This is a genomic window from Photobacterium sp. 53610 (assembly GCF_036409375.1).
GTDB lineage: Bacteria > Pseudomonadota > Gammaproteobacteria > Enterobacterales > Vibrionaceae > Photobacterium.
On the sequence record NZ_JAXOFS010000016.1, the window covers coordinates 35,160 to 47,974 of the forward strand.

The 12,815-nt window shown below is 46.0% G+C and carries 14 protein-coding genes; 8 read left to right on the forward strand and 6 right to left on the reverse strand.

Translation table 11 applies throughout. The features are described 5' to 3' along the window. Positions 1 to 22: 22 nt before the first annotated feature. The 4 genes from SPK40_RS21295 to SPK40_RS21310 form a co-directional block, all read right to left on the reverse strand. Positions 23 to 622, reverse strand: coding sequence for a hypothetical protein (locus SPK40_RS21295; RefSeq protein WP_330961826.1), 600 nt, complete (start codon positions 620 to 622; stop codon positions 23 to 25). A gap of 89 nt (positions 623 to 711) precedes the next feature. Continuing rightward, a complete protein-coding gene (locus SPK40_RS21300) occupies positions 712 to 1,299 on the reverse strand; it encodes a hypothetical protein (protein WP_330961827.1) in 588 nt (195 codons plus the stop codon). Between the two features lie 74 nt (positions 1,300 to 1,373). Then, complete coding sequence (locus SPK40_RS21305) at positions 1,374 to 1,979, reverse strand: hypothetical protein (protein WP_330961828.1); 606 nt, start codon at positions 1,977 to 1,979, stop codon at positions 1,374 to 1,376. Then, positions 1,966 to 4,557 carry a DUF2235 domain-containing protein gene (locus tag SPK40_RS21310; RefSeq protein ID WP_330961829.1) on the reverse strand — a complete coding sequence of 864 codons (2,592 nt, stop codon included), beginning with the start codon at positions 4,555 to 4,557 and terminating at the stop codon, positions 1,966 to 1,968. The genes SPK40_RS21305 and SPK40_RS21310 overlap by 14 nt, the downstream gene beginning before the upstream one ends. A gap of 320 nt (positions 4,558 to 4,877) precedes the next feature. Here SPK40_RS21310 and SPK40_RS21315 point away from each other — a divergent pair, with 320 nt between their 5' ends. The 8 genes from SPK40_RS21315 (at position 4,878) to SPK40_RS21350 (ending at position 11,467) form a co-directional block, all read left to right on the forward strand. Beyond that, positions 4,878 to 5,414, forward strand: coding sequence for a DUF2937 family protein (locus SPK40_RS21315; protein ID WP_330961830.1), 537 nt, complete (start codon positions 4,878 to 4,880; stop codon positions 5,412 to 5,414). Positions 5,415 to 5,545: 131 nt separating this feature from the next. Continuing rightward, positions 5,546 to 5,917: a VOC family protein gene (locus SPK40_RS21320; RefSeq protein WP_248143258.1), complete on the forward strand. Its 372-nt coding sequence runs from the start codon at positions 5,546 to 5,548 to the stop codon at positions 5,915 to 5,917. A gap of 150 nt (positions 5,918 to 6,067) precedes the next feature. Continuing rightward, positions 6,068 to 6,982, forward strand: coding sequence for a hypothetical protein (locus SPK40_RS21325; RefSeq protein ID WP_330961831.1), 915 nt, complete (start codon positions 6,068 to 6,070; stop codon positions 6,980 to 6,982). Positions 6,983 to 7,115: 133 nt separating this feature from the next. Continuing rightward, positions 7,116 to 7,331, forward strand: coding sequence for a DUF6500 family protein (locus SPK40_RS21330; RefSeq protein WP_330961832.1), 216 nt, complete (start codon positions 7,116 to 7,118; stop codon positions 7,329 to 7,331). A gap of 186 nt (positions 7,332 to 7,517) precedes the next feature. Further along, complete coding sequence (locus tag SPK40_RS21335) at positions 7,518 to 8,747, forward strand: lysozyme inhibitor LprI family protein (RefSeq protein WP_330961833.1); 1,230 nt, start codon at positions 7,518 to 7,520, stop codon at positions 8,745 to 8,747. A gap of 189 nt (positions 8,748 to 8,936) precedes the next feature. Beyond that, complete coding sequence (locus SPK40_RS21340; RefSeq protein ID WP_330961834.1) at positions 8,937 to 9,761, forward strand: AraC family transcriptional regulator; 825 nt, start codon at positions 8,937 to 8,939, stop codon at positions 9,759 to 9,761. A 258-nt stretch (positions 9,762 to 10,019) separates the two neighbouring features. After that, positions 10,020 to 10,691: a hypothetical protein gene (locus SPK40_RS21345; RefSeq protein ID WP_330961835.1), complete on the forward strand. Its 672-nt coding sequence runs from the start codon at positions 10,020 to 10,022 to the stop codon at positions 10,689 to 10,691. 209 nt (positions 10,692 to 10,900) lie between these two features. Next, positions 10,901 to 11,467 carry a DUF4145 domain-containing protein gene (locus SPK40_RS21350; RefSeq protein ID WP_330961836.1) on the forward strand — a complete coding sequence of 189 codons (567 nt, stop codon included), beginning with the start codon at positions 10,901 to 10,903 and terminating at the stop codon, positions 11,465 to 11,467. Between the two features lies 1 nt (position 11,468). Here SPK40_RS21350 and SPK40_RS21355 read toward each other — a convergent pair whose 3' ends face one another. After that, positions 11,469 to 11,690, reverse strand: coding sequence for a hypothetical protein (locus SPK40_RS21355; protein WP_248143251.1), 222 nt, complete (start codon positions 11,688 to 11,690; stop codon positions 11,469 to 11,471). Between the two features lie 62 nt (positions 11,691 to 11,752). Next, positions 11,753 to 12,751: an AraC family transcriptional regulator gene (locus tag SPK40_RS21360; protein ID WP_330961837.1), complete on the reverse strand. Its 999-nt coding sequence runs from the start codon at positions 12,749 to 12,751 to the stop codon at positions 11,753 to 11,755. Positions 12,752 to 12,815 lie beyond the last annotated feature (64 nt).

Below are 12,815 nucleotides of genomic sequence, written 5' to 3' on the forward strand. Positions count from 1 at the left end.
ACACTGAAAACAATGCATTGCATCATTTTCTATCGTATGGCGACCCCGGAAACGGCGTATCTGAAGATTCGCCAATCCCATCAAACAACAGAACGACTTCGGTGGTGTTATCTGGTGAACGAATCACCCAACCATTTGGATCGGCATTTTCTCGGGGTATACAGCCACTAAACTTGGCATAACAATGCATCGTATAAAAAACCTGAATACGCGGCCCGTCTACAGCAACAATCATTGCTGCTGTGTAATTGTGATAATCCACATAATAATCCCGGAGTGTATCGATTTTCTGTTTGGCTAATTCCAGATCGATCGGGGCTGAAATTTTGAAGTATTTTTCATCAACATTACGACCTTTAGACCAAAATCCCTTGATAAATTGCGGGTAGCTGATTGCCCCAATATCTGAACTGGCGCCAGGGTAACCGCCGACGGATCCATAACCAAAATTCACCCAGGCCCCTCGGGTATCTTGAATGAAAATTCTTTTGAGGTAATAAGGGCCATCCAGAGAACCGGCATTGCCGATTCTGGCAATAGTTTTGGTTTCACCAAAGGATGAACACCCGGCCAGTGTCAACATCAACGCCAACAGAAAAAATGTCGCTTGAGGTTTTGCCATGCTCGATACGTCTCATCTCGGTTCAGGAAAAGGGGACCAGCCCCTCATGACGCACCGCCATGAGGAGCAAACGATTATCTTTTTTTATCTTATGGCGACCCAGGGAATGGCGTATCTGAAGATTCACCGATGCCGTCGAACAGCAGCACAGATTCAGTTGCACCATCGGGTTCACGAGTCACCCAGCCATTTGGGTCAGCATTCTGACGGGGAGTACAATTACTATCCATGTCAAAACAATTCAGTGAATAGAAAACCCGAATACGAGCCCCATCGACTGCAACAGTTACTGTCGCCAAAACATCATAATAATCTTCGTAATAATCCCGGAGTGTATCGATTTTCTGTTTGGCTAATTCCAGATCAATCGGGGCTGAAATTTTGAAGTATTTTTCATTTTTATCCCAACCTTTTGACCAAAAGCCCTCAATATTTTGAGGATAACTGATTGCCCCAATATCTGAGCTGGCACCGGGGTAACCACTCACGGCACCATAGCCAAAGTTCACCCAGGCGCCTCGGACATCTTGAAGCAATATTCTTTTAAGAATGTAACGACCATCCAGAGAACCAGCATTGCCGATTCGGGCAACTGTTTTGGTGCCCCAAAATGATGAACACCCGGCCATCATAAACACCAACGCCAACAGAAAAAATGTCGCTTGAGGTTTTGCCATGCTCGATACGTCTCATCTCGGTTCAGGAAAAGGGGACCAGCCCCTCATGACGCACCGCCATGAGGAGCAAACGATTATCTTTTTTTATCGTATGGCGACCCCGGAAACGGCGTATCTGAAGATTCACCGGTGCCGTCGAACAGCAGAACGACTTCGGTGGTGTTATCTGGTGAACGAATCACCCAACCATTTGGATCGGCATTTTCTCGGGGTATACAGCCACTAAACTTGGCATAACAATGCATCGTATAAAAAACCTGAATACGCGGCCCGTCTACAGCAACAATCATTGCTGCTGTGTAATTGTGATAATCCACATAATAATCCCGGAGTGTATCGATTTTCTGTTTGGCTAATTCCAGATCGATCGGGGCTGAAATTTTGAAGTATTTTTCATCAACATTACGACCTTTAGACCAGAACCCCTCAATATATTGGGGGTAACTGATTGCACCAATATCTGAGCTGGCACCGGGGTAACCACTCACGGCACCATAGCCAAAATTCACCCAGGCACCTCGGGTATCTTGAATATAAATTCTTTTGAGGTAATAAGGGCCATCCAGAGATCCTGCATTACCGATTCGGGCAATTGTTTTGGTGTCACCAAAGGATGAACACCCGGCCAGATTGAATAACAAAACGATAATCAAAAACCGCGACCAATTAACTGTTTTCAAATTTTTCCCTCACGATATTGTCTTGTGCATCTCGGTTAGGTTTACTCACCAACCACTCCATGAAGGTAACACAACCCGGGTTAATGAGAGCATCATGGGGCCGGTGAATCCATAAATGACCAAACTGGCTGACCTCCTCAGCCCAATGTTTGGGTACAATCGTTCCTAACGGCTGTGCCGATAATTTTTGCCACAACTGCTGAATATTTGAATCTCCTGCAAAATCTTCTGGTTCCTCTAATCGGCTATCCCAATTGATCCCTGCAAGCTCTGCCTGTTGTTTCATCCGAGCCTGGGTTAAACCGGATAATGCATTATTTATGGGCTGAAGCGCGTAGTAATACAGCACCGAATCCTCTCGTGCAACTACGCCATGCTTTTGGTAGGTTGTCATACAATGCTGCTTCCAAGCCAACTCCTGCTCAGCCCGAATGAATTCAAGATGGGGAATGAGCTTGCTGTCGGGATTTTCAGATACCGTTTTTGTTCCATTGCCCGTTTGGATCTTCATCCCCACTAAGGAGTGAGACTTGATCCGTACCCGGTTATATGTCGTTTCAATTGGAAAACCATATCGCTCATCTAGGCCTTTTTTATCATATTGCTGAATTGAAGAATATCCGCCACCAACATCAGAGTGGGCGCCGGGAAAGATTTCTTCGTAAAAGTTTTTAGGGAGTTTGCCATGAGATTTCAACATCGTTAACGGAAAGTTCACGCGATACTCGTGATGGGCACACAACTGTACCACACGTTCAGCACAATCCGGCTTGAGTGTAAGGTCGAAGTTGCCTTCATCGTCATTGCCGGGCCAGTAGAAAGAACCCACGGTGTCGAACAGACCAACAAACCGAACGTAGGTTTGCCGGGTTGTATCTAAATGATACCCTTCTCTAGAAGTGAAGATTAATTCATCTTCTTTACCCAGCAAATTAGGGAGTATTCCCAGATTATCTCTCCCCCTGCGCCGACGGGTGTAATCGGGTAAACCTTTCAAGGCAGCATTAACAAAATGCCGGGCCAAAGCAGCCCCCCTGCTAAACCCGAAAACATCAAATTCGACATGGGTAATTTCTTGATAAATTTGTGCAGTTTCTAGTATTCGAATAATAGTTATAAGTTGCTGAAGCAAACTCTGCCACTTGCCAAACGCGCCGGTGGTATCAAAGACACTGACCCCTAATGCCTGGCCAATGTTAGCTTCATCTTTCCCATCATCTATTTTACTCGGCTCTAGGAACGCACCATCCACAGTTCCCACCCCGGACACATAAATTTTCGCAATCTTCCCGGGTTCTTCCGGGTAAGCATCAAATAATCTGCCAATATTCGAGCGGGATTTATTGCCATAGGTCTCTTTATATCGGTCATTTTCTTTATTCTGACCGGTTCCATCAAAAAACACGCCAATGCGCAACACTCGTTTTTTTATCCGAAATGTATTGATGACAGGCGTGCGATCAAAAAGTTGAGAACTTTCACGAATATTCTTCAACCATGGCATGAGGTTGTCTTGATAGACTCCCCAGATATCACCCAGCGGATAGGCCTTGCCGGGTTCAAACTCTGTGAGAGGCGCCGGATAATCCGGCTGATAATATGCGGTCGCAGGCGTTACCAATAAACTATCGCCCACTTTCAGCGCTAAAGGATTGTCATGATAATCAAGATTCAGAGCAAGTAATTGTTTGGCTGTCAGGCCGTATTGTTGCGCAATATCCGGCCACTGTTCACGCTCTCCGGTGTCCTTGTTCAATTGAACTTGATGGTAAATGGGGGCGTGTGAGGGCTCTTCAACATTGCATTGACGTTCGTGCAATGTTTGACTGCGGCAGGCAATGGCGCTCTCCAGATCGATTGCAATGGCATGCTCTTCAAGCCAGTCTTGTGAGATTTGTTTAAATTCATCATCGGTCAGTTTTTTCTGGCGAAATAAAATGTACTGTCCGGTAACAGGCTGACCTTCAACCTGATAAGGCAGCAGCAGACTCGAGAAACGGTGCTCAGAGACCAGTTCATCAGTCAATGTGGTTGCACCTGAGCGGGTGAAATAAAAACTCCATCGGTCTTCACCGATGATTTTGCATTCCTGATATAACTTGTTGTCAACAAAGTGATAAAAATAACCCGCCGTTGCCCAGCCTAAGTACTCATCAAGCTGGACAGCAAGTTTCACCGGAATAAATTCGGCATTCATCACTCCTTTTCCTTTCGGCTGAGGCTGAATTTCAAATACTTTTGGCGAGCCTGCATGCTGAAAACCTTCATGCAGCAGGTGCTTCTCTTCTTGCTGGAAGCATTGTGCAGTCAATACCGCATGTCCCTCCGGCGTTGAAGAAGTTTCCCATTGAATGATCGATTTTTCTTCCGCCGAATGTTTCAGCGTCCAAAAACCAGTTTGTAACGAGCTAAGCTGGTCCGAGGGGCAGTAAATGAGAACATTGCATTCAAAGTCAGCCGTTGGCTCCTCGGTCTTTTCAAGTATCTGAGCAGGCTGTTTGTTGATATCGCTGTAATCTTCCAGCGGTTGAAACCTTGCGTTCACATATCTTATCGGTTGCTTATGATCAAATGCCATGATGAATCCCTTGAGATATCTTTCAGCCAAAAATATCACCGTAAGACATTGATTAGAATAATAATTTTCATTTCAAAATGTCGTTTCACCCTGTCGTTTTCACTTTATTACCAGTCAACGTTAATAGTGGAATAAAGATCAATGTTTATTGAACCTGAAACCATCAATCAGCAAATAACTGTCAATGGGTTGATCCGGTACGTAAATATCGAATACCCCCATAGCAGCCCAGTACCTTGCTGTGTAAAGTGGCGCATTAGATATTGACCATTTCCGGGATCACAGTCGGGCGACTGGTTGTCGGAACAGGAGACAAAAACGTGATTGGAAAGCTACTCGACAAACTGATTTTTGGCGCTGCATTACTTCTCGCACTTCAGCTGCCCCTGCTTACCGATCATTATCAGCAGTATCTTTCCGGACTCTATGAATCAACCCAATGGCAGGTGAATGGCTTTCAGACCACAGCTCACCGATTCGGCTATGCCAGCGTAGAGGCCATGATAGAAAGGCATCTGACCAATGAAGAACCCAGTGTCCGGGCCGATGCCAATCAAAAATTGGCGACCCTCGCCCGATACCGGGAGCTGCAAGCCGGCATGACAATTTTCCGGCAAGGCAACCTGTTTTCAAAAACGATTTACATGTTCCATCCAGCCCGGCTCCATGATCTCGAAAAAACACTGACCAACTTCAAACCCGGCATCCCCTTTACACTCAGCGGGATTGCGTTTGGTGTCATCGCAGCTTTGCTGGCGAACCTCATCCTCACGCTGCCATTTTTCCTGCTGGCCAGGCGCCGCAGGCAAAAACAATTTGCAGCCAGATCACCAGTTCAACGCGTCAAACACACGTGAGGACCGTGCTGTACTCAAAGCGCCTGCTTCAATGAATTGACAAAGTGCACAGTTTAAAACTGACTCATTGGACACTGACGTCAGCCAATCCAGACTTACTGTGAGCAATTCACAACTGGGAAGCGGACAAGATGGTGAGCAATATCCTTTTAGGGACCAATGATATCGCGAGGTCTGAAGCCTTTTACGATGCACTGCTGGCGTTATTTGATGCCACAAAGACGATGAAAACGAAACGCTCCGTTTTATGGCAGACGAAAAACGACAGCGTCGGTATTGCTGTCTGCCTTCCTCACGATGGTGAAATGGCCACAAACGGCAATGGCACCATGGTTGGGCTGAAAGCCAATTCGACAGACATGGTCAAAAAGGTTTACCTGACTGCACTCGAACTGGGTGGCACAGATGAAGGTGAACCCGGTGAACGGAAACCTGGCGTGTTTGCCGCGTATTTCAGAGATCCCGACAATAATAAATTCGGAGTGTTTTGCGTACAGAAGTAATTACAAAGGGAACGGGAATGAAGAAAGCTCACAAACAGCCTTGGCTGAGTTCATTGATCCTTACCTAAAAAACGTGACACCTGATCGCCTTATTCCGCATGAAGTTATATGGTACGGAGCATTCATTTCTCACCTGATTCACGATGATTCATGACTTTCCATCACTTGATGAAACGCCTTCTGGCAGCTGGCCTGCTTCTGAGTTCCGAACACGTTTTCGCCGAGTGCACTGCAGACGAATTCAAACAGATTCGAAATCAGGCACTGTCTGCATACAAAAACAAGGATATTGCCGGCGCTGAACAAACGCTCAGTACCTATTACTCAGAAACCTGTGACTATTACAAGATGAGCAAAACATCAGATGCAGTTTTCAATCAAGGTCTGTGGCTGATCAGTGATCTCATGTTTTACCGTAAAAAACTGGGTGACGATCTGGGCTGTGTATCTCTGGGAAATGAGGTCTATACGCAATGGATGGTGAGCAACCCAGGCCGCCATGAGCCGAAAGTAGAAAAAGCACTCCAAACCAATCTGGCTCAATGCGAAAAAAGCCTTGAAGCGCAATTTTCAAAACCGGAAACCTGTCCTGTCAAAGACTATGAAGACATGGCAGCTATTCCAGCTGCATGGCGGACAGAAGACGAACAATACTTTGAAATTTCCTGTATTCAGTTCATCGAAAATTCCCGGAACATGATTGGAGATGAACGAGACGGACCCCAACTCAGAAGTGAAGGGATCAATGATATTGCCAGTTTCAATATCCTTTATGTCAGCCAAGTCACGCCGGATGAAAGCCAGCCTGAAGATGATGGGGCCTGGGTCAATCACTATGCACTGGATCAACTTTTTATCAAAAGCCCGAACGGTCAGCTCTGGGATACGGGCTATTGTTATTCTTTCGATCTCAGGTTCGGCAAAAGTGCAGGGAGTATTTATTTAAAGGGCAGCTCTTCTCCCTGCAACGGTGGTCATGCAAGTTCGCTGAATCATGTCATCCTTCAAATGGATTTCCCGTTTTCTGTCAATATACTGAAGCAACAAACCAATGTCGTAAAATAAAGCCTAAAACCGGAGTTATCGATATTCTATGCTTGGTAACTCCGTTCAGCACGAAGACAGTTCAGACCATCACCCCAACATATGGGCTGGTGACTGGAGATCAATCAATACGTATAAAATTCAGGAAATCAGCATGCGCGAATCATTACGACAAAAAATCATTCAGGTCTGCCAAAAGAAAATGGCTCAGAAAGGCGACAATGTCGGCGTATCTTTCTACGCCTTCTTTGCCAACAAAAACGATGACCCGGAATTACTGATGGAAGCCGCTACCTGGTGGATTCAGACCCACCAGCTGGACCACTTTGAAAAAGCCAGAAAGATCATTGAGATGGTCGAAAGTGAGTAATGCAGAAAGAGAGCAACGCTGAAATCCCAGCTTGACCTTGCCAACGCCGTTCCTCTCTGCCCATGGTTGGGCGAAGCAAACGTGACATTGCTCCGAATACTTTTACGTTTGATTTCAATGCATTGAGTCTTTTTCTTGCTTTGTGTAGCTTGAGGAAAATTGAAGTTATGAACCGGACTCTTTTTCATGAAGAAATCATTGCTTTTACTTTCCTTATTGGCAACATCTGTTCAGGCGGCCAGCTTCAATTGTGAGCTGGCCGCAACACCAACTGAAAAAATGATTTGTGCAAATCCGTCGTTAAGTACCATGGATGAAGTCATTCATCAGCTCTACACAAGCGCACTCAAAACACCGGGGAACGATACCCTGAAAACTGAGCAACGCTCCTGGCTCAAGTTCAGGGACAACAGTTGTGACGATCGAGCTGGATGTGAAACCGTATTTCAAGACCGGATCAACCGTCTGCTCATCAAAGTGTCCCAGGAAAATATCGCTCACCTGAGCCAGGGTATGGCGCTGCCTGATGAAAGTGCTCTTGATCAAACATCAGCGGACGCGGCAAAGAATATTGCGGCAGAAGTGTATCAACCCTGGTTGAGAAAAGAAGTGAATCATGCAAAAAATCCAACCGTTCCGATTGCAACTTCTGTCAATCATGAAATCTATATCTATTATAAATATTACAATGATTCCAAGGGGGGCTATGAACTTCGGGAAAACAAGCCTTTAACTCATGAAGATAGGTTTATCGCTTCAAATGTTAGTGGTGATATCTACGTCAAAAATGATCTGTTATATTTCTACACTAACTTTTCCGATGACATGGTAATGGAACATAGTCATGTGATTGGTGCTTACGAAGAGCCTCAAGTAGGCAAATATATTGCTTTAAAAGACTATTACGAATTGTCATTCAGGACAAATCAGGAATCCTCGTCGAGTGCACTTTCAGAAGACCAGAAAAAGCTAGCCTTACTCACAAATGACCTCTTGCCATCAAAAGAAATAACTAAATATTCTTATGACTCAAAAGTAGAAGCACTATTCCAAAAAGCAAAATCATTCGCTGAGAGCCACCCGTTTACAGAGAAAAATAATATCGCAGTTTTTGATAGTGAAACGAATCGTATCAAACTCATGCCAAATATCATGAAAGATAAACCCATTCTTGAATGGGCGATTTATAACATGGTCTGGAGTGAAGATAATCAATCCATTTATTTTGACAATTATGCAATGCAAATGGCCTGTATCTGGAAATACGATATTCATGGGGATGTGGTTCATAAAATTGTTCCCGAACATGAAGCAATTAACCCTTTCCCTTTCACCTATCAAGGCCAAGAGTTCATCGTTTATATTTTGTCCGGCTACAACCCGGGTAATCGATTAATGATTGCGATGAAGCCTTAATTTCATTTCTATATCCGTCCTCTCTCTGTTTCAGCCTGGATTGCCCTCATTTTCGAGGGCGATCATCTCTTTCACTCCCGTTCAGTGCACACTTGAACGAAGTTCTTTCACCAGACAACTTTGTACAAAACAAATCAGGCAAAATACGATACATTGGCAACATGCGGGTAGAGGAGTCTGGTAGTACCGATGTCAAGAAGAAAGCAAGCAGTCACTTATGGTCAGGTTAGTGAAATTGAAGGGCTGGACTACCTCAATGCCAGTTACATTGAGCAGACATTTTCCCGCCATGCCCATGAGGGATATTGCGTCGGTGTGATCAGTGAAGGCACGCAGGGTTTTTATCACAATGATGCAGAGCATCTGGCGCCGCAAAATACCATCATTCTGGTCAATGCAGATGAAATTCACACCGGCTATGCAGCCACAGATCATGGCTGGAGTTACCGGGCCTTGTATCCGCTGCCCCAGCTCTTTGAGCAAATCAGTCAGGATTTAGGCAAACCCGAATACGGCGCCCCTTATTTCCGTCAGTCGGTCGTCAGAGACGACCAGCTCGCCGCTCATTTTCGGCAGCTGTTTGATACCCTGGATCATTCCACCGATCCGCTGTACAGAGAAACACTGATCTATACAGCACTGACTCAGCTGGTTATCCGGCAGGGATGTTCGCGAATCGACATCAAACCAGCCAAAGGGTCAGACAAATCGCTGTCGATGGTGAAAGAATTTCTGGATGAATATTCAAACTGGCAAATAACACTCACGGAACTGGCTGCGCTGGCCTGTATGACTCCGTATAGTCTGGTGCGTGCTTTTAAACGTAAATTTGGTCTGCCGCCCCATGCTTATCAAATACAGGCAAGGCTGAGGCTGGCAAGACGACTGTTAAAACAGGGACGCTCCATTCAAGATGCAGCCATTGAAGCTGGTTTTCACGATCAAAGTCATTTCCACCGTCATTTCAAAAGTGCAATGGGTATCACACCCGGCAGATACATGAAACATGTATAAAAAGATTCGGGAAATGAAGATCTTATTTCCCTAACCGATTGAGCATACCGGTCCTGGGAACAATCCGGATAATTACCTGAAAGACAGCAGCATGATTTCATCATCGACTCCGGACGTTCATTCCATTCGGGAATGCAGCGCTCTGCCCCCTAAAAATCACTGGTGACTTGCCCATTCAGGGAGATTTTCAAGATTGCTCATATTTCGTTTTTTGGTTCGCTCATTCTTGAAGCCCGTATTGCAATGAAAAAATTAATCATGACAGAAGGTAAAATCATGTTCAGAAAAAGTATTGCATTCGCAGCAACCTTGATTCTTTCTGGCTGCGTCAGTACAAATAACATCCCGATTGATGAAGCAAAATTAACATCTGCACAACCCAAATCCATTACCGTTACGCAACGAGAGAAACCAGACTTTTCAGCGATGACCGCTGGCAAAGCCTACTTGGGTATCTTCGGTGCCGCCGCAATGATTTCAGAAGGGAATGAGATTGTTGAACAAAATCATGTGGAAGATCCGGCCAGCTATATCAGCCAGACACTGAGAAAAGTCTTAGCGCAGAAATATCAGCTTTCTGTGGCGGAAAGCCAGCAGCTGATCGACTCAGACAATGCCGCCGACATTGCCCGGACTTATCATGATGCTGACCTGATTTTAGACATAGAAACCATCAATTGGAGCTTTGTCTATTATCCGACCGACTGGGACAACTATCGTGTGATTTATTCAGCAAAGCTAAGACTGGTTGATGCCAGGAATGAAACGACTCTGGCTGAAGGCTTTTGTGCAAGCGTCCCTGAAGAAGAAGCATCCGCTCCCTCTTATGAAGAATTAGTTGAGAATAACGCCAGTGTCCTCAAGACAAAACTAAGATCCGCGGCTGATCATTGCATTCAGGAATTTGAACACAATGTATTAGCGATCTGAACACATCCGGGCCATCTGAACCCGGTGGCCGGGACATGGCAATGCTTCAATTCTTTCCTGAAAGTGAGAGAACAATCACAATGGTTTTCAGTCAAAAATCCATCGTCTGACATCTCGCCTGCTACAGTTTGAAACGTACTCACCAAGTTGCCATTAAATTGTTAGCACATCACTCGTCGAAAAATAACCCGTCATTCAAGGAAAGAACGATGTTTATTGCCACCAGTTTTTCTCTGATCTTTCTTTCTCTCGCCTGTACCCATATTTTTGTCGAAACAGTAGAGATTGACGCAATTACAATTGTCCTGATGGTGTTAGCAGCATTGCCTTGGGTTTTTCCTTATCTCAAGTCACTGGAATTACCGGGCGGCATTAAAGTTGAAATGAAAAATGTCCTGAAAAAAGTTGAACAGGCTTCCGCAGAAATTGATGGCGCCGTCCCGAGCAATGGATTTCAGGGCGTTGACGCTTCACTTGCTTTTATTGCCCAGCGGGTAGAAATTGAAAAAATTGTTCGCCGGTATCAACCGGATTTACCCTCATCCCGTTTCGCGCTGACGGCCCGATTGACCAAGCTGGCAAAACAGAACATCCTTCAGCAACATCTGGCTGATGCACTCCTTGAAATCGTCAAACTGGGAAACCTTGCCTCGCAGGGGCAGTTTGTCCAGACCGATGAAGCTGAGCTGATCCTGATGCGTTCTGGTCCGTTACTGGACAAGCTGGAACAGACGCTCAGCCAGGCAATAATAGAAGAAGCCGCTCTGGTTGACTGATTCAGGGCAAATGATCAATCTCATCCTGAATCTGATAGCCTTTATCCGTGACGATTTTCTCCAGCACCGCGACCCGTGCTTTCAGCTCACTCAGCTCTGCGCGCAGCAATTCTGCTTCTTTGCTCGCCAGTCGCTCACTTTCCTGCTGTTTCGCCTGAAGGCGCAGATATTGCTGTAAGACAAGCGCCCCAAAAATAATGGCAATGATCCAGACAGCTGTCATGTTTTCTCTCCTTCATGACTGATTCTCAAAACGGATTCTCAGAAACCGGTAACCCGGCCAGTTCAGCATTCCCCCGGCGTGATACCAAATTTTCGCTTAAATGCTGTAATAAAGTTCGACGGATGATTATATCCGCATAAATAGGCCGCTTCACTGACCGAGACATTTTCCAGCTGCATCATATCTCTCGCTTTTTCCAGACGCCGGTTACGCACATAATCAAATACCGTACACCCTAATCCCGTCCGGAATCGGCGTTGCAGCACGCTGACACTCATCGCCGTCGCTGATGCAACCTCCTGTAAGCGTACGTCATGATGCAAGTGCGCTTCTAAATACGCCACCACAGCCGACAACTGATCCGGGATATGATGCATCGCATCAGCAACATGCTGAAACTGTGCCGGTGAGCAATTCACCAGTTGCCGGCACAGCTGCATCAGAATCAGCTGCCCTCGGGATTCCAGCATCAACTGATGCATCCAGGGATCTTCAGCCTGATCTAAAGTCAGTATCTCTTCACAGAGCTTCAGCATGTCTTGATCCGGCTGCCACCGCCAGCTGGCCAGATGGGTCTGCAAAAACTGACGGACAGATTCAGGCAGAGGGATACTGTTTTTATCAAACCATTCCGGATTCACCAGCAGATTGATCTTTCTGATCTCCTGCTCCTGCGCACTGGCAACAATGTGTCGTCTGAATGCACACTGACGGGCCAGATTCACCGCGAGCGCTTTCACACCATCACTGGCATCCAGCACATTGTCCATGCCGTCATAACCAAAACGAATCCGCCCCGACAGTAACAGCGTAATACACACGCAGGGACCGGCATTCGACAGCACATCTGCATCAGCCAGTTCACGAAAAGTGCCAGCCTGGACAATCAATCCGCTGCGAAACTGACTATATTGAAACTTCCCCTGCAGCAGCGTTTCGTTGGGCTGACGATTGTCCGACAGAATGCGATCGGCACTCTGGCTGTCCTGACTCAACCGGGTCATCACAACACGCTTTCTGGCATAGTTCGGTGAGTTCTTCTCTGGACTGGTCACGCTCATCTGCCCCTTTCTGCTGTGTCATTTGCCAATAACTGTTAGACGATTTGGCATAACGATCCTGCCT